Source organism: Chlorobaculum tepidum TLS (genome assembly GCF_000006985.1).
Taxonomy (GTDB): Bacteria; Bacteroidota; Chlorobiia; order Chlorobiales; family Chlorobiaceae; genus Chlorobaculum; species Chlorobaculum tepidum.
Window position 1 is genome coordinate 1385113 of record NC_002932.3, and the last position, 17114, is coordinate 1402226.

A 17114-nucleotide genomic window follows, 5' to 3' on the forward strand; every position below is an offset into this window, starting at 1 on the left:
ATTTGATATTATACGGATTCATCGACTCAATCCCGAAAGTTCGAACAGACAGCGCTGTGTTTTGCTCAAGTGTCGATTTTACTTACTATTATTCATCGAAATCGATACCGGTTTTGAGAAAGAAAAAAGCCGGTGAGAGTTCACAGATGTTCAACCAATCGCAAAACCATCCATGAGTTCCATTTACTTCATCGGCATCGGCGGCTCGGCAATGGCTTCGGTCGCCGTGGCGCTTTCGCACATGGGCCACGCTGTCACCGGCTCGGACACGCAGCTCTATCCCCCGATGAGCACCTACCTCGAAAACCATAACATCCGCTATTTCAACAGCTTTTCAGCAGAGAACCTGAAGAGCGCCACGCCCGACCTGGTGGTAGTAGGCAACGCGATAAGCCGGGGCAATCCTGACCTCGAATATGCGCTCGATCAGCACATGGAGCTGATTTCGATGCCGCAACTGGTGCGGCGCGAGCTGATTGGTCGCCACACCTCGATCGTGGTGGCGGGTACGCACGGCAAGACAACAACCACCTCGCTCGTGGCGTGGCTGCTCGAAGCGGGAGGGCTCCTGCCGGGCTTCCTCATCGGCGGCATTCCCGAGAATTTCGGCGACGGCTGCCGTCCATCGGGCCTCTCAGAGCCGGGGTTTTTCGTGACCGAGGGCGACGAGTACGACTCGGCCTTTTTCGACAAGCGCAGCAAGTTCCTGCACTACCGCCCCGACATCGCGATCATCAACAACGTCGAGTTCGACCATGCGGACATCTTCGATTCGCTCGACGACATCAAGAAAAGCTTCCGCCTGCTGGTGAACCTCGTGCCGTCGAATGGCTTGCTGATCGTCAACGCGGACGATCCGAATTCGATGGAGGTTTCCGCCAAGGCATTCTGCCGCGTCGAGACCTTCGGCCTGAACGGTAACGCGGAGTGGACAGCGGCGGACATAGCGACAGATACCGATGGTACTTCGTTCACCGTCGTGCGCGACAGCGAAGCGATCGGGCGGGTCAAAGTGCCGCTCTTCGGCAACTACAACGTGATGAATGCGCTCGCCGCCACAGCGGCGGCAATCCGCGCTGGTGTGAGCTTCGAGTCGGTCACGCGCGGTCTTTGCAGCTTTAAGCGCCCGAAGCGCCGCATGGAGCTCGTCGGCGAGTATGCGGGCGGCATCACGCTCATCGAGGATTTCGCGCACCATCCGACGGCCATCCGCCTCACGCTCGGCGCAATTGCAGAGCATTACCCCGGTCGGCGTATCATCGCCTGTTTCGAGCCGCGCTCCAACACCACCAGCCGCAACATTTTCCAGCACGAGCTGTCGGAATGCTTCGGCGATGCCGCGATCGTGGTGCTCGGCAAAGTAAACCGTCCGGAGCGCTACGCCCCCGAAGAAAGGCTTGATGCAGCGCTGCTGTGCCGAGAGCTGAAGGCAAATGGCAAACGCGTTTTTGCCGCAGGAAGCGAGAATTATCCGGAGGATATTGTCCGGTTCATCGAAGCTGAACAACAGCCGGGCGACGTGGTCGTGCTCCTGAGCAACGGCAGTTTCAGCGGCCTGAAGGAGATGCTGGCCGAAAGTTTTCAAAAAAATTCATAAAGATTTCACCGGCGAAGTTCTATATCTTTTTATCTTGTGATTTTTGTTCAGTCCCGGAGAACGAGTGACGCCGTCGAGGCAACAATCCGGAACCGGGCCGTGATCATTATCGTTTTTGTTAAACCCATATATAAAGACCTGTTATGGCGAAAGTAAAAGTTGGTATCAATGGTTTTGGCCGCATTGGCCGTCTGGTTTTCAGACAGGCCATGGAGAATCCTGAAATCGAGATCGTCGGAATCAACGATCTGACCGATGTGAAAACCCTTGCCCACCTGCTCAAATACGACAGCTCCCACAAGAAATTCAACGGTGAAGTCACGATCGAAGGCGACAATCTCATCGTCAACGGCAGAACCATCGCCATCTGTGCGCAGAAAGATCCCGCTCAGCTTCCCTGGGCCTCGCTCGGTGCTACCCTTGTGGTTGAATCGACCGGCATCTTCACCAGCCGCGAAGCCGCTTCGAAACACCTCGCCGCTGGCGCGAAGAAGGTTATCATCTCCGCTCCCGCAAAAGACAAGATCGACGCCACCATCGTCATAGGCGTCAACGACAAGAGCATCACCGGCAAGGAGGAGATTATCTCCAACGCGAGCTGCACCACCAACTGCCTCGCCCCGATGACCAAGGTACTCAACGACAACTTCGGCATCGTCAAAGGCTTCATGACCACCGTGCACGCCTACACCAACGACCAGAACATTCTCGACCTTCCGCACAAGGATCTGCGCCGTGCACGCGCTGCGGCCTGTTCGATCATCCCGACCTCGACCGGAGCGGCCAAAGCGATCGGCGAAGTGCTTCCCGAACTTGCCGGCAAGCTCGACGGCTTCGCCATGAGGGTCCCGATTCCAGACGGTTCGGTCACCGACCTGTCGGTCATCATCGAGAAATCGGCCACCAAAGAGGAAATCAACGCCGTCATGAAGGCTGCCGCAGAAGGCCCGATGAAAGGCATCCTCGAGTACAACGTCGATCCAATCGTCTCCTGCGACATCGTCGGCAACGCCCACTCTTGCATCTTCGACTCGCCGCTGACCATGAGCTCCGGCAACATGGTGAAAATCGTCGGCTGGTACGACAACGAACTCGGCTACGCCACCCGCGTGGTTGACCTGCTCGGCATCTACTCGAAGTTCGTGTAAGAACCGGTTTCACGGAAGTTTGTAATCAGAAGGGCTGCCTGAAAAGGCGGCCCTTCTGCGTTGTAAAGAGCATTTTTCTTATGGGACTTATGAGAGGAATGGTTGATCAGCTTGGCCCCTCCCGATTTTGCCGTGAAAAAGTAATGTCTTATTATTAAACTACATTTCGGAGTCAGGCTCAATTCTAAACGCCAACACCCATGACCAGCACCATCGACACGCCAAAAAAGGTCATTATCCTGTATGACAGCATGGCCGTCGGTGGTTCTGCGGACAGGCTGATTGATGCTATCGGCAGAAATCTTGCCCAGGCCGGAGCGTATGTGGAAAAAGCCCGCTGCAAGCCCAACGCGGACTACAGCTTCGTCGAAGAGTTCGATCTCGTAATTCTCGGCGCGCCGATTTACTATCTGCTCGTCGCCTCGAAACTGAGTGGTTCGCTCTCGCAGAGCAACCTGAGAACCGTCCTCAAAGGCAAAAAAGTGGCGCTCTTCGTCATCTGCGGCAGCCCGGAGCCGATGGCGCAGTTCCTCTACCTGCCGCAACTCAAAATGCATCTCGACAACCCGGTGATCCTTGCCGAAAAAGTGTTCGCTCCCGCAGAGACCAGCGATCAGAACGCGATCACAGAGTTCACGAAAAACATTCTGGATGCCTACGGCAAGGCACGCTGATTCAACAAAACGTACTCTATGACTCCTGACAACGAACGCCAGATGAGAGCCATTATCCTCTATGACAGCCGTTCCACTGGCGGTTCAACCGACAAACTGATCGATTCGATTGGCCAACAGCTCGCTGAGACCGGAGCCTATGTCGAGAAAGCCCGCTGCAAGGCGACAGCCGACTACAGCTTCGTCCGCGAATTCGATGTGGTGATCCTCGGTGCCCCCGTGTACTACCTGGTCGTCTCTTCGCAGCTGCTTGGCGCACTGGTGCAGAGCAACCTGAAGCGCTACCTGCGAAACAAGAGTGTCGCGCTCTTCGTGACCTGTGGAAGCCCCGAACCGATGGCCCAGACACTTTATCTGCCGCAGCTCAAGATTCATCTGATTCGCAACAGAATTCTCGCCGAAAAGGTGATCCATCCGCATCAGATAGCCGACGAAGAGATCATCGCCGACTTCGTGGACGAGATCGACGAAGGGTACCGCCGGGCCAGCAGACCCCGCTCCGGCTTCCGTAACCACAAAATCCAGTGGAGCGACGAGGCACGCGAGCTGGTCAACAACCTGCCGCCGTTCTTCGCCGACAAAATCAAAGGGGCGCTGTACGCTTATGCCGAGGCGAACGGCATCACCTACATCACGCCGGAGGTGCTTGACGCAGCACGCTCCAGCCCCATGGGCATGTGAGCCTGAAATTCCGACAGAAACGAAAAAGCCGTCACCTTGCGATGACGGCTTTTTATTTTTTCTGGGATCAAGGAATCTGACAACGCCTCAGCTGAAAATATCTTTTGCCTTTTCGAAAATGCTCTTTTCATGGTTTTCATCGCCATGGTTCGGGCAGATGACCGTCGATTTCTTCAGCTCCTTCAACAAGTCGCGATCCTTGCCGCTGACCTCCTTCGGCACAAAAACATTCACCCTGACGTACAGGTCGCCACTACCGCCACCTCGCAAGTGGCCGATACCCTTGCCGCCAATGCGCAGCATCGTGTTCGGCTGGGTACCTGCAGGAATGGTCAGTTTGACGTGACCATCGAGCGTTGGCACTTCGATCTTGGTACCCATAACCAGATCAGGGAAACCAACCGAAAGATCGTAGATGATATCGTCGCCGTTGCGCTTGAACAACTCATGCGGCTTCTCCTCGATCACCACGATCAGGTCGCCGGGCGCTCCGCCCCTCGGTCCCGCGTTGCCCTGCCCCTGAAGCGTCAGGTAGTTGCCATCCTGCACACCCGCAGGCACGGTGATCTTGACGGTCGCTTCACCCTGCTTGATGCCTTCACCATAGCAGGAAGGGCAGCGATCCTTGACCACCCGCCCTTCGCCGCCGCAAGTCGGGCAGACAGAGATGTTCATGAACTGCCCGAACATCGTTTTGGTGGCCTGGCGAACTTCACCGCTTCCGTGGCAGGTCGGGCAGATCTCGGTCTTGCCGCTCTTCGAGCCAGTGCCGTTGCACTCCCGACAGGTCACCAGCTTTTTGATCTTGATCGTCTTCTCAACCCCTTTGGCGATCTCTTCGAGCGTCAGCTTGAGGCGAATCTTGAGATCGGTGCCCTGGATGCCAGCCGAGCGCCGACGCCCGCTGCCACTACCCGAAAAGCCGCCGCTGAAGACATCTTCGAAACCGCTGAATGGCGATCCGCCAGTGCGTGCACGGCCTCCGCCGCCACTGAACATATCGTTGAAAGCACTGAAAATATCATTGATATCGCCATATCCCGCACCACCGGGGCCACTGCCCGATGCCGCTGATGAGCCGACGCCCGCATGGCCGAACTGGTCGTAGCGACGGCGCTTGTCGTCGTTGCTCAGGACTTCGTACGCCTCGTTGACCTCTTTGAACTTCTCCTCAGCCTCCTTGTTGTCAGGATTCTTGTCCGGGTGATATTTCAGGGCCAGCTTGCGGTAAGCCTTCTTTATTTCATCCTTGTCCGCCGAACGGGCGACGCCAAGGATTTCATAGTAATCTCTCTTCATCGTTTATACTCTCACTATTTATATCTGAACCTGATAACCTGATAGTTATTTCGCGACGATCACCTTGGCATGACGGATCACCCTGTCTCCAAGCGTGTAGCCGGTCTGGTACTCCTCGACGATGGTGTCGGGCTCCGCGCCCGGCGCGTCGATCTGCGTGATCGCTTCGTGGAAGTTGACATCGAGCATCTTGCCTTTGGCCTCGATCTCCTTGACCCCTTTGCGCTCAAGCAGCGACATGAAGTTTTTGTGGATCAGTTCCACGCCCTCGATAAAAGGTTTGGCCTCGGCCATCGCCTGCATTTCGGCGGGAATGTGGCTCATGAGACGCTTCAGGTCATCGATCAGCGGCAACAGTTCGCGCACGATGTTCTCCAGCATCCGCGTACCCGACAGCGCGGCTTCGCGCTCTTTCTGCTTCCGGAAATTCTCGAACTCGGCGGCGCGGCGCATCACCTCTTCGCGCAGCTTCTGTATCTCGGCATCGCGAGCCGAGATTTCGGCATCCATGTCAGCCTCGGTCGCCGCAGGAATCGCCGCCGTCTCTTCGGCAGGCGTTTCAGCCGCCCCAGCGCTGATCGTCTCCTGCTCCTGTATCTCTTCCTGTTCCTTGTGGTGCTTTCTGCTCATAATGACGAAAAAATATTTAAAATTAATTATTTCCGGAGAGCGCCTCTGAAAGGCAGCCCGCCATGTAGTTCACTACGCGCACGGCGTGTTCGTAATTCATCCGCTTCGGCCCCATGACGCCAACTCTGCCAATCATCTTGCCCGCGAAGTAGGGCGACGAAACAATGGTCAGGTCGGCGGCCTTGCCCGTGCGGTTCTCGGTGCCGATGCTGATGGCCACCTCGCACTCGCTGACCTGGCGAAGCGCCGAGGGGACCGCGTTATCGACAAGCCTGGCCATGCCGAACTTGTCCTCGATCATGGTGATGATGTCGCGCACCTTCTCTGGCTGTTTGAACTCGGGCTGATCAACGATGTTCTCGGTGCCCGAAACATAGAGCTGTTCGAGAATGGAGGATTCATCGAAAAGCGTGTCAGCCGAGCTGACGATGCTGTTCATGAGCTCTTCGCTGCCCTTGAAGTCCGAAAGGCGCTGGGCGATGGTGCTGCGAATCTCTTCGAGCGTCAGCCCCGGCAGGCGTTCATTGAGCACATCGACCACGGCGTCGATCTTCTGCCGGGATATTTCCGCGTTCAGCTCCATGACGATGGTCTTGACAAAAAGCGACTGGATGGCAATAACCACCATGATCCGCGACGAGGCGAGCTGCACAATATCAAGCCGTTCGAAAACCGCGTTGGAGAGCCTCGGCGGCAGCACCACGGCGAGCTGTCGCGAAATGCTGCCCAGAACCCGCGCCGCCGTGCCCAGCACTTCGGCGGAGGTGCCCTTCAGCTCCGAATTGCGATTGCTGAAACGATCGTCGATCATCCGCTTTTCCTCTTCATCAATCCGGCTGACGTTCATGATCAGATCGACGTAATAGCGATACCCCTTGTCGGTCGGCACCCGACCGGCGGAGGTGTGCGGCTGGCTGATGAATCCATCCGCCTCCAGGTCGGCCATGACGTTGCGAATGGTAGCGTCCGACAGGCCGAGGTTATAGTTTCGCGCGATGGTACGCGAACCGACCGGCATCGCCGAAACGACGTACGACTGTATGATAATACCGAGAACCTGACGTTCACGCAGGGTCAAATCACGATAATTCATCTGGAAACCGCCTGTAACTTGAAACTGATTCCGCGCGAATCGGCGCGGCAAAGCTATTTGGGGCCGATATGCATTAACAGCGAAAGCTCCCTGATAGTTGCCTTGAGAAGCCCATCGCCCGCAACGGCAAACAATATACAGAAAATTAACTTTGAATAAACCGCAAGGGCTTACTGTGCCATGCACGAAAGCCCGCGATCGAGCTTGTTGTAATCCTGCATGACCTGAACGTCGGCGAAGCTGGAACCGAGCAGGTTTCTGACCTCAGCCGCGCCGTCGGCATGAAGCTCGAAGCAGAGCACGCCACCCTTGCGAAGCAGCGACGGCGCGGCGACGGCGATGCTCTGGTAATACTCGAAACCGGTAGGTGCAACCAACGCCAGGCGCGGTTCGTACCGCCTCACCTCCTCCTGCAGGGTTGCCCACTCCGCTTCTGGAATGTAGGGCGGATTGGAGACGAGCAGATCGAACGGCCCGCCAACGGCGTCAGCAAACGAAGCGCTGAGCGCATCGGCTTCGACGAAGCGGATGCGTTCGCTCACACCGTGCGCATCGGCATTGCGGCGGGCGACATCGAGCGCATCGGCGGAGACATCGGCGGCGGTAACACGAGCGCCAGGCAGGCGCAGGGCAAGCGTGATGGCGATGCAACCGCTGCCGGTGCCGACGTCGAGAATTGACGGCGAATCGGCAGAATCGAGGCCACTTGCGGCCAGCCGCTCCATCGCATGTTCGAGCACCAGTTCGGTCTCCGGACGAGGAATCAGCACCCGCTCATCGACGAAAAACTGGTAGCCGTAAAAAAACGCCTCTCCCGCAATGTACTGCACCGGCCTGCCCTGCAAGCGCTCCCGGCAAGCCGCCCGGAACGCCTCAAGCTCTTTCAGCGTCAACGGCCGCTCGTGATCGAGATAAAGCTGAAGCCGCTGCAATCCCAAAACATGCCCCAAAAGCAACTCCGCTGAAAGACGAGGTTCGTCGATCTTCTTCTCGGCAAAAAACGCGATGGTCGTCTTGAGCAGCTCGACAACGCTCCACACTTTCTCTTCGGGCATGACTTGTGGTTTGGGTTATGGAATTGGGGGATATTTACGAATTTTGGAGGGGCGAGGCAATGAAAGAAAACCAATAGAAATGACTACGGCTCAATGCTCTCAAGAGAAGAAATAAAACCACCCAGCGACAAGCGCTATTGCCGACAAAACCAGCACAACGATCTTTCCGAGAAGCTGCTTCGAAGGGGCGACCGGCAAATTTATCATCCGTTGCGGGATTTTTATCTCGACCGGAGCGTCGGAACTTTTTTCGGTTTGCGCTACAGCCCTGTTCGGGCTGGCATGGGTGATGGATTTGGTGCTCATGGGGCTCTTCTGGCAGATTGGTTTTTATCGCACAATGCTCGTTGAAGATACGCTTTTTCAGATGAACAAAGGGTAGAGCCCGACAAGGGCGAATACGCAGGTCTGCCTCTACAAAAAGAAACGCCTCAAAATAACGTCGAAAAAGAGGCAAGCAGTTCTTTCCTCCTCCGTTTTTTTGCGATATTTTGCCAAACACCAGCAACCGATTGCCTCCGATGAGACGACTATTCAGCGTTCTTCCCGCCCTGCTCATCCTGATCCTCGCCATTCCGTCGAGTGTACATGCCGCGTTCACCGGCGAGATGGATATGAAGCTCACCATGCCTAACGGCAAGGCGGACATCACCTATCTCTTCGGCGTACGCGATCAAAAGATGGAGATGACCATGATGCTCGACCGGATTCCGGAGCCACTCAGAACAACCGTCATCACCCGCCGCTCCACGCCCGACGAGGCAATCATCGTCAATCACAAGTCGAAAAGCTGGAGCATTGTGAACCTGCGAAGCGCAGCCGAGAGCGCCACCTTGCTCGACTTCGACAGCAACTACCGCTTCACGCGCGTCGGCCTGGAAACCGTCAAGGGCTACCCGTGCGAACACGTTCGGCTAACCAGCTCAACCGATACGCTCGACCTCTGGATGACGAAAGGGCTTGCCGACTTCTCGACCTTCCGGCTCCTGCAATCGCAGAACCCTCGTCTGTCGAACACCTCGCTCGCGCGCGTGCTCAAACAGAACGGTGTCGATGGTTTTCCGGCCAAAATCGTCCAGAAGAACGGCAACGGGCTTTATATCATGCAAATGCAAAAGGTCATGCCAAAGCCGACTCCAGAATCGAGCTTCCGGGTTCCGGCGGGCTACCGGCAAACCGAACCCAACCAGATCAACATCGACAAGCGGCAGAAAGAGCACCTGCGCCAGCTCATGGAGAAGATGAAAAAATTCGAAGAGTGAACGGTTCCGGCTGAACGATGTTATCTGCTTTCATTTCATTACTTTTACAAATCGCATTGGTGCGCGGGCTCGCCACCGCCGTATTTTCCTACAATTCAAATCACAAGCATTACCGTGGCTGATAAAATCACTTCGAGGCAAGAGGACTATTCTCAATGGTATATCGACCTTGTCCGGTCAGCAAAACTGGCCGACTATTCGGACGTCCGTGGCTGCATGGTCATCCGCCCGAACGGCTACGCCATCTGGGAAAAGATGCAGGCGGCGCTGGACGGCATGTTCAAGCAGACCGGCCACGTGAACGCCTACTTCCCGATGTTCATCCCCGAAAGCTTCATCGCCAAGGAGGCCGAGCACATCGAGGGATTCGCACCGGAGTGCGCCGTGGTAACCCATGGCGGCGGCGAGGAGCTGGCTGAAAAACTCTACGTCCGCCCCACCTCGGAGACCATCATCTGGTCATCATATAAAAAATGGATACAGTCGTACCGCGACCTGCCGATTCTCATCAACCAGTGGGCCAACGTCGTTCGCTGGGAGATGCGCACCCGCCTGTTCCTGAGAACCACCGAGTTCCTCTGGCAGGAGGGGCACACCGCCCACGCCACGCCGGAGGAGGCACAGGAGGAGGTGATCCGCATGATCAACATCTATCGCACCTTCGCCGAGGAGTACATGGCAATGCCGGTGATCGTCGGCAAAAAGAGCGAGAGCGAGAAGTTCGCAGGCGCAGACGCCACCTACTGCATCGAAGCAATGATGCAGGACGGTAAGGCGCTGCAGGCGGGCACCTCGCACAACCTCGGCCAAAACTTTGCCAAGGCGTTCGACTGCCAGTTCCAGACCAAGGACGGCGTCCTCGACTACGTCTGGGCGACGAGCTGGGGCGTTTCGACGCGGCTGATCGGCGCGCTCATCATGGCGCACTCCGACGACAAGGGCCTCGTACTGCCACCGAAACTCGCCTCGCGGCAGGTGGTGATCATCCCGATCCTCAAGGGCAACAAGGACGAAGTTCGCGCCCGTGCGCGCTTCATCGCCAAAACTCTGAACAGGCATGGCATCCCGACCTTCGTCGATGACAGCGAAAACAACTCGCCCGGCTGGAAGTTCGCCGAGTACGAATTGCAGGGCATCCCGGTCAGGATCGAGCTTGGTCCGCGCGACCTCGAGCAGGGCAAATGCATCGTCGCTCGCCGCGACACGTTCGAGAAGACCGAGTTGCTGCTTGACGACGAACTGACAATCAACATCGAGGAGATTCTCAACAACATCCAGCAGAACCTCTACGACCGTGCCCTGCAATTCAGGCTGGACAACACCGTCGAAGCAACGACTTGGGAAGAGTTCAAGGCAAGCGTGGAGAAAGGCTTCGTCATCGCCCACTGGGACGGAACGCACGAAACCGAAGCGCTCATCAAGGAGGAGACCAAAGCCACGATCCGGGTAATACCAACCGACGAAGAATACCGCCAGCAATACAACATGGACGAGCCGGGCACCTGCATCCGCAGCGGCAAACCGGCAGCGCAGAAGGTGGTATTCGCCAAGGCGTACTGATCTGAATTGCAAAAAAAGGCAGGCGCAACGCCTGCTCCTGTGCTCTTCATTCCTGTCCAGCTCGTTTGCTGTCTTCCACAAAAAACGCCTCCCCCGCGATACTGTTTTGCAGGGGAGTCGTTACATCGAGGGCAGCCCATACCTGTCGATACTGCCCTTACGAAAGAGCAAACACTGGGGCTCGCCCTTATACCTTATTCCGCACTTATTCCGCGAAGTATTCTTTCAGCCCCTCGTCGGTCGGCTTCATGGTCTTGTCGCCCTTGTTCCAGTTGGCCGGGCAGACCTCGCCGAACTCCTCGGTGAACTGAAGCGCATCGACGATCCGGAGCACCTCGTCGATGTTCCTGCCGATGCCGAGATCGTTAACCACCTGGTGGCGAACGATGCCCTCCTTGTCAATCAGGAATAGACCCCTCAGCGCCACACTGCCATCGGGAGTCAGCACATCGTAGTCTTTGGCAATGGTCTTGTTGATGTCGGAGATGAGCGGGTAGGTCACGCCCTGTATGCCGCCTTTGCTGCGCGGGGTGTTAAGCCAGGCGAAGTGCGAGAATTTGGAGTCAACCGAGCAACCGAGCACCTCGACATTGCGCTTCTTGAACTCATCGAGCTTCTCCTGAAATGCGTGCAACTCCGTCGGGCAAACAAAGGTGAAGTCGAGAGGATAGAAAAACAGCACGACATATTTGCCACGATACGCTGAAAGCTGACAGGAATCGACGAACGTCGAGCCGTTTACGACTGCTGCTGCATTGAAATCTGGGGCTGGACGGCCTACGAGTACACTCATGACTGTATCTCCTTTAATTTTGTTTGATGGTGATCCTTTAAATAAGACTAATATTATCCAATATAAAAAACAGGGTACAAGTATCAAACATCTATTTGCTTTTTTTGTTTAATGCGATTTGAATCTTTGCCGGAATGCTCAACGGTACAAAGTCTGTCGCATTATTCGTACTTTTCAACTTAACCATAACGTGTTTGCTATCAAGACCATGCGGAATTTCTTCGAATTCGACAGGCACGGGACGAGTTACCAGCAGGAGGTTCTGGCGGGGCTGACCACCTTTTTCACGCTTTCCTACATCATCGTCGTCAACCCGGCCATCCTCGAAGCCACCGGGATGCCGCGCGGCGCTTCGATGACCGCAACCATCCTGACAGCGGTGTTCGGCACGGTGCTGATGGGCCTGTATGCAAAGCGCCCCTTCGCCGTCGCGCCCTACATGGGCGAAAACGCCTTCATCGCCTATACGGTGGTCAAGACGCTTGGCTACTCCTGGCAGACCGCACTCGGCGCCATTCTGGTCAGCGGTGTGCTCTTCACGCTCATCACGCTCACCGGAGCACGAAAATGGCTGGCCGAAGCGATACCGATGACCCTCAAGCACAGCTTCACGGTAGGCATAGGCCTTTTCCTCGCTTTCCTCGGTCTTTCCAACATGGGCGTGGTTGCACTCGGCGTGCCCGGAGCTCCGGTGAAGCTCGGCGATCTGACGACAATTCCGGCACTCTGCGGCCTTGGTGGTCTGGCGCTCACTGGTGCGCTGCTCGTGCGCAAAGTCACCGGCGCGCTCGTGATCGGCATGGCTGCAACGACAATGCTGATGCTCTCGTTCGGTTTGCTGCAACTTCCCCAAACCCTCTTCAGCCTGCCGCCTTCGATCGCGCCGCTATGGCTCCAGGTCGACATTACCGGCGCCCTCACCTGGGGCTTCGTCGGCGTAATCCTGAGCGTGCTGGTGATGGATTTCGTCGACACGATGGGCACGTTGATAGGTCTCTCCGCTCGCGCCCGGCTGCTCGACGAGAACGGCAACCTGCCGGAGATAGAAAAGCCGATGCTGGTCGATGCGCTCTCGACCACAGCCGCCGCACTCTTCGGCACCACAACTGCAGGGGTATTCATCGAATCGGCCTCGGGCATCGAACAGGGCGGCAAGACCGGCTTCACGGCACTCGTGGTGGCAGGCTTGTTCCTGCTTGCCCTCTTTTTCGCGCCGATCCTGACCATTGTGCCGCCACAGGCTTACGGGCCGGTGCTCGTACTGGTGGGCATGTTCATGATCGAATCTGCGGGTTACTTCGATTTCAACGACTATACCGAGCTGCTCCCCGCCTTCCTGACCATCGTCATGATGCTCTTCACCTTCAATATCGGCGTCGGTATCACGATGGGCTTCATCAGCTGGGTCGTCATCAAGGCGCTAGCGGGAAGATTCCGCGAGATCAATGCTGGCATGACCGCGCTGGCGATCCTCTCCGCAACCTTCTATATTTTCTATCCTTACCATTAAGAGAACCGATGCTCAAGTCAAAGCTCAGAATCGTTCAGGCCGACTGCACGCTGGCCAATTTCGAGGAAAATCTCGAACGCCACATCAAAGCCATCGAAACGGCGATCCGTGACGGCGCGGACGCCATCGCCTTCCCGGAGCTGTCGCTGACCGGCTACAACGTGCAGGACGCTGCGCAAGACATGGCGATGCACATCGACGACCGGCGGCTCGATGCGCTTCGCGAGCTGAGCCGCGACATCTGTATCTTCTGCGGGGGAATCGAGCTGAGCGACGACTACGGCGTCTACAACTCGGCCTTCATGTTCGAGGATGGCGCAGGCCGGAGCGTGCACCGCAAGATCTATCTGCCGACCTACGGCATGTTCGAGGAGCTGCGATATTTCTCGGCGGGACGGCAGATAGAAACCGTGACCTCGCGACGCATCGGCAAGGTCGGTGTCGCTATCTGCGAGGATTTCTGGCATATGTCGGTGCCCTACCTGCTGGCCCACCAGGGAGCGAAGCTTTTGCTCGTGCTCATGTCGAGCCCGCTGCGCCTCTCACCCGGTCAGGGCGTTCCGGCCATCGTGACGCAGTGGCAGACCATCGCTTCGACCAGCGCGTTTCTGCTCAGTTGTTACGTTGCCTGCGTCAACCGCGTGGGCAACGAGGACAGCTTCACCTACTGGGGCAACTCGGCAGTCACCACACCCGACGGATCGATCGCGGCATCCGCGCCGATGTTCAGCGAGCACAGCTTCGACGCGACTATCGACTACTCGGTGGTCAAGCGGGTACGGCTCCAGTCATCACACTTCCTCGACGAGGACACCAAGCTCTTTGCCTCCCAGCTCGAAACCATGCTGAGCGCAAAGCATCAGGGGTGAAAACCGGAGCTGCCGCAACATCGGTCACTCCATCCGGAAACCTGCCGGAGTCATGTTGATACGGAAGCGAGCGCTCATCGCTTCGGCGGCCTTGACCGCGTCGGCACGCCCTTCATAAAGGGCATAGACCGCAGAGCCGCTGCCGGAGAGCGAGACGAACTGGGCGCCAGAGGCCGCGAGCGCGTCGCGAACCTCGCGAACCACCGGATAGTGCTCGAACACCACCGAGGCGAAATCATTCTCGAAAACACCGAACACCGAGATGTCTCTCTCGTGGCAGAGCCGACGAACGAGAGTTTTCAGATCGGGCACCGGACGCTCGAACTGGCGGTGGAAATTCTTGTAGGCCCAGGCAGTCGGCACCTGCACCTCAGGGAAGACCGTTACTACGTGCCAGGGCAGGGCAAGATTGAGGTCTTCGAGCTCCTCGCCGATTCCGGCAGCGTAGGCAAGTCCCTTCATTTCGAGGAAATAGGGCACGTCCGCGCCAAGCTTGACGGCGAGTTTGTGCAGCTCCGCCGAGGGCACGTCGATCTGCCAGAGCTTGCACAGCGCGTTGAGCGTCGCCGCCGCATCGCTGCTCCCACCACCGAGACCCGCGCCAAATGGCACCCGCTTGAGCAGTTTGATAGTCGCCCCGCGTTTCACCCCGGTGTGCTCCTGCAACGCTTTGGCAGCGCGGATGCAGAGATTCGAGTCATCAACCAGCAGATCAAGATTGCTGCACTCCATCGAGATGGCGTCAGACTCGGTGAATTCAAGGGTATCGAACCAGTCGATCGGCGCGAAGATTGTTTCAAGAGTGTGATAGCCATCAGCCCGACGGCTGGTGATGAGCAGACCGAGGTTGATTTTGGCGCAGGCTTTGACCGAAAAGTGCTTCATGGAGCAATTGATTTTATCGTAAAATATTTCCCATATTCACTCTAAGACCCTGCCGCAGGGATCCTCCGGCTGGCTGAAACTGTGCAACGAATCTCTCACCGACCCATGTTCACGATACGTAATTCTCTATTCATTTTTCTCTGCGTGATGGCTGGTATGAGCTTGCCATGCCAGCAACCCGCGGCAATGGCGGCCAAGATCTCATATGCTTCCGAAATCGTGAAAGATGTGAGAGAAGATAAGGTTTATTTACTGGAAAAAATCCGCAAGCAACTCACAAAGCCTTCAGAAAAGATTCTCGTCGAGGCACTCCTGACCGAAGATGGCCCGAAAGCAGCGAAACTTTACCGAAAACAGCTTGAGGAACATCCCGATCCTCAACTCGACCCGATAAGCAGCTCACGTCTGGCTGCTTATGAGTTTGCCGTATCGACTACCCCCGGCCTGCCAGTCATGCAGGCCAGAGCTTCTTCAGAGTCCCGCCCTGCATTGATGACCATCGCCCAACCTCTTCAGCCAAAACAGCCTGTCAGTAAGCCCGATTCTTCACTCAAACGCACGCCGCCGCCAGCTGGCCCTGCCCATGCTGCAAGCAAAGGTGACACCGTCAGCACCAGGCTGGCGCCACCTCCTGCGCAGGCTTCGGGGGGAGGTTTCACGCTTCAGTTCGGTAGCTTTGACAGCATCACCAATGCCGAGCAGATGGTCGCACAGCTGCAATACACCGCCCCGGCCCGGGTGCAGCAAATCAACGGAGTCTACAAAGTGCGCTTGAGACGCACATTCACGACCCAGCAGGAGGCAGCAGCTTTCGCGCGTACGCTTCCGATCGAATCAATCGTCGTACCACCGCAACCATGACCATGATACCGATCAAGCAACCATGAGCCGCAGCATCGAATTCATCGGACGCTCGGCGGGCATCGTCCAGCTCAGGGAGCTGGCCATGCAGGTCGCCGATACTGACGTCACGGTGCTCATCACCGGTGAAACCGGTTCCGGAAAGGAGGTTCTCGCCCGCTTCATCCACGACCACAGCCGCCGGGCGGGCAAAAGCATGATTCCGGTCAACTGCGGAGCAATCCCGTCGGGCATTCTCGAATCTGAGCTGTTCGGCCATGAAAAGGGGGCTTTCACCGGTGCGGTACAGGCAAGAAAGGGATACTTCGAGAGCGCTGACAAAGGCACGATTTTTCTGGATGAAATCGGCGAAATGCCGCTCGAAACGCAGGTCAAGTTCCTGCGCGTCATCGAAACCGGCCAGTTCCAGCGGGTCGGTGCATCGGAAACAATCTCCGCGGACACGAGGATCATCGCGGCCACCAACCGCAACCTCAACCAAGCGGTTGCCGAAAAGCACTTCAGGGAGGATCTTTACTATCGGCTCAAAAGCGTGGAGTTGCTCATTCCGCCGCTGAGAGAACGGGGCAGCGACATCCTCATGCTGGCCGAGCACTTCGTGCACGAGTTCGAGCGCAAGCACGCCATCGCATTCGAGGGATTCAGTCAGGAGTCGGGCGAGCTGATGCTGCGCTACCCGTGGCCGGGCAACGTGCGGGAGTTGCGCAACCTGATCGAAGCGCTGCTCATCCTCGAACGGGGCAAAAAGATCACACCCGATATTCTTGAAAAACATCTGGTGCAGCGCAGCCGTCACAAAGGGCTGGTGCATGAACCCGGCAAATCGGAGAAAAACGAATTGCATCTGATCTACAGTAGCCTCATCCAGCTTCGGCAGGAGATCGATGAAATCCGGCAGATGCTGCAACAGGCACTCCTCTACCGCCAGCCCACCTCGCCACTGCTGCTGCCAGCATTGCCTGCACCGCCCGCCGCGCAGGACTCGACGCTCCCGTCTGGTGGCAATGAAGCGCCCGTGCCGCTCAAAGAGCTGGAAAAGCGCGCCATCGGCGAGGCTCTGACAAAATTCGACGGTAACAAACGAAAAACCGCCCTGGCCCTCGGCATCAATGAGCGGACGCTCTACCGCAAAATCAAGGAGTACGGACTGTAGGAAGAATTACATATTGTTGCTCACAACACGTTTTCGTTTTTCGC

At 56.8% G+C, this 17114-nt stretch carries 17 protein-coding genes; 11 read left to right on the top strand and 6 right to left on the bottom strand.

Annotation, left to right across the window (positions count from 1 at the left end; genetic code table 11):
- Positions 1-172 precede the first annotated feature (172 nt).
- From mpl to AYT24_RS06700, 4 genes are all read left to right on the top strand, one after another.
- A complete protein-coding gene (gene mpl, locus AYT24_RS06685) occupies positions 173-1597 on the top strand; it encodes a UDP-N-acetylmuramate:L-alanyl-gamma-D-glutamyl-meso-diaminopimelate ligase (protein ID WP_010933145.1) in 1425 nt (474 codons plus the stop codon).
- Between the two features lie 143 nt (positions 1598-1740).
- Positions 1741-2745, top strand: a complete 1005-nt coding sequence (gap, locus tag AYT24_RS06690; protein ID WP_010933146.1) for a type I glyceraldehyde-3-phosphate dehydrogenase — start codon at positions 1741-1743, stop codon at positions 2743-2745.
- Between the two features lie 200 nt (positions 2746-2945).
- Positions 2946-3419: a flavodoxin domain-containing protein gene (locus tag AYT24_RS06695; RefSeq protein ID WP_010933148.1), complete on the top strand. Its 474-nt coding sequence runs from the start codon at positions 2946-2948 to the stop codon at positions 3417-3419.
- 42 nt (positions 3420-3461) lie between these two features.
- Complete coding sequence (locus AYT24_RS06700) at positions 3462-4100, top strand: flavodoxin domain-containing protein (protein WP_165439260.1); 639 nt, start codon at positions 3462-3464, stop codon at positions 4098-4100.
- An 87-nt stretch (positions 4101-4187) separates the two neighbouring features.
- Here the strand turns inward: AYT24_RS06700 and dnaJ are convergent, their stop codons facing one another.
- The 4 genes from dnaJ to prmC all read right to left on the bottom strand — a co-directional run bounded on the left by dnaJ (position 4188) and on the right by prmC (position 8177).
- Positions 4188-5399 carry a molecular chaperone DnaJ gene (gene dnaJ / locus AYT24_RS06705; RefSeq protein ID WP_010933150.1) on the bottom strand — a complete coding sequence of 404 codons (1212 nt, stop codon included), beginning with the start codon at positions 5397-5399 and terminating at the stop codon, positions 4188-4190.
- Positions 5400-5444: 45 nt separating this feature from the next.
- Positions 5445-6029 carry a nucleotide exchange factor GrpE gene (locus tag AYT24_RS06710; RefSeq protein ID WP_010933151.1) on the bottom strand — a complete coding sequence of 195 codons (585 nt, stop codon included), beginning with the start codon at positions 6027-6029 and terminating at the stop codon, positions 5445-5447.
- Between the two features lie 22 nt (positions 6030-6051).
- Positions 6052-7122: a heat-inducible transcriptional repressor HrcA gene (gene hrcA / locus AYT24_RS06715; protein WP_010933152.1), complete on the bottom strand. Its 1071-nt coding sequence runs from the start codon at positions 7120-7122 to the stop codon at positions 6052-6054.
- 170 nt (positions 7123-7292) lie between these two features.
- Positions 7293-8177, bottom strand: coding sequence for a peptide chain release factor N(5)-glutamine methyltransferase (prmC, locus tag AYT24_RS06720; protein WP_010933153.1), 885 nt, complete (start codon positions 8175-8177; stop codon positions 7293-7295).
- A gap of 93 nt (positions 8178-8270) precedes the next feature.
- Between prmC and AYT24_RS10530 the strand changes: the two genes are divergently transcribed.
- The 3 genes from AYT24_RS10530 (at position 8271) to proS (ending at position 10999) form a co-directional block, all read left to right on the top strand.
- Positions 8271-8528: a hypothetical protein gene (locus AYT24_RS10530; RefSeq protein WP_226986786.1), complete on the top strand. Its 258-nt coding sequence runs from the start codon at positions 8271-8273 to the stop codon at positions 8526-8528.
- A gap of 170 nt (positions 8529-8698) precedes the next feature.
- On the top strand, positions 8699-9439 hold the full coding sequence (locus AYT24_RS06730) for a DUF4412 domain-containing protein (RefSeq protein ID WP_164927039.1): 741 nt from the start codon (positions 8699-8701) through the stop codon (positions 9437-9439).
- A 114-nt stretch (positions 9440-9553) separates the two neighbouring features.
- Complete coding sequence (gene proS / locus AYT24_RS06735) at positions 9554-10999, top strand: proline--tRNA ligase (RefSeq protein ID WP_010933157.1); 1446 nt, start codon at positions 9554-9556, stop codon at positions 10997-10999.
- A 205-nt stretch (positions 11000-11204) separates the two neighbouring features.
- Here proS and AYT24_RS06740 read toward each other — a convergent pair whose 3' ends face one another.
- The gene (locus tag AYT24_RS06740; RefSeq protein WP_010933158.1) at positions 11205-11792 is read right to left on the bottom strand and encodes a peroxiredoxin; all 588 of its coding nucleotides are present in this window, start codon (positions 11790-11792) and stop codon (positions 11205-11207) included.
- Positions 11793-12000: 208 nt separating this feature from the next.
- On the opposite strand from AYT24_RS06740, the gene AYT24_RS06745 reads away from it, so the two are divergent.
- Positions 12001-13302 carry an NCS2 family permease gene (locus AYT24_RS06745; RefSeq protein WP_010933159.1) on the top strand — a complete coding sequence of 434 codons (1302 nt, stop codon included), beginning with the start codon at positions 12001-12003 and terminating at the stop codon, positions 13300-13302.
- 8 nt (positions 13303-13310) lie between these two features.
- The gene (locus AYT24_RS06750; RefSeq protein WP_010933160.1) at positions 13311-14171 is read left to right on the top strand and encodes a nitrilase-related carbon-nitrogen hydrolase; all 861 of its coding nucleotides are present in this window, start codon (positions 13311-13313) and stop codon (positions 14169-14171) included.
- A 24-nt stretch (positions 14172-14195) separates the two neighbouring features.
- On the opposite strand, the gene ispE is transcribed toward AYT24_RS06750, so the two are convergent.
- Complete coding sequence (gene ispE / locus AYT24_RS06755) at positions 14196-15056, bottom strand: 4-(cytidine 5'-diphospho)-2-C-methyl-D-erythritol kinase (protein WP_010933161.1); 861 nt, start codon at positions 15054-15056, stop codon at positions 14196-14198.
- Positions 15057-15161: 105 nt separating this feature from the next.
- Here ispE and AYT24_RS06760 point away from each other — a divergent pair, with 105 nt between their 5' ends.
- On the top strand, positions 15162-15917 hold the full coding sequence (locus AYT24_RS06760; protein ID WP_164927040.1) for an SPOR domain-containing protein: 756 nt from the start codon (positions 15162-15164) through the stop codon (positions 15915-15917).
- Positions 15918-15939: 22 nt separating this feature from the next.
- Positions 15940-17070 carry a sigma-54 interaction domain-containing protein gene (locus AYT24_RS06765; protein ID WP_010933163.1) on the top strand — a complete coding sequence of 377 codons (1131 nt, stop codon included), beginning with the start codon at positions 15940-15942 and terminating at the stop codon, positions 17068-17070.
- The last annotated feature ends 44 nt before the right edge of the window (positions 17071-17114 follow it).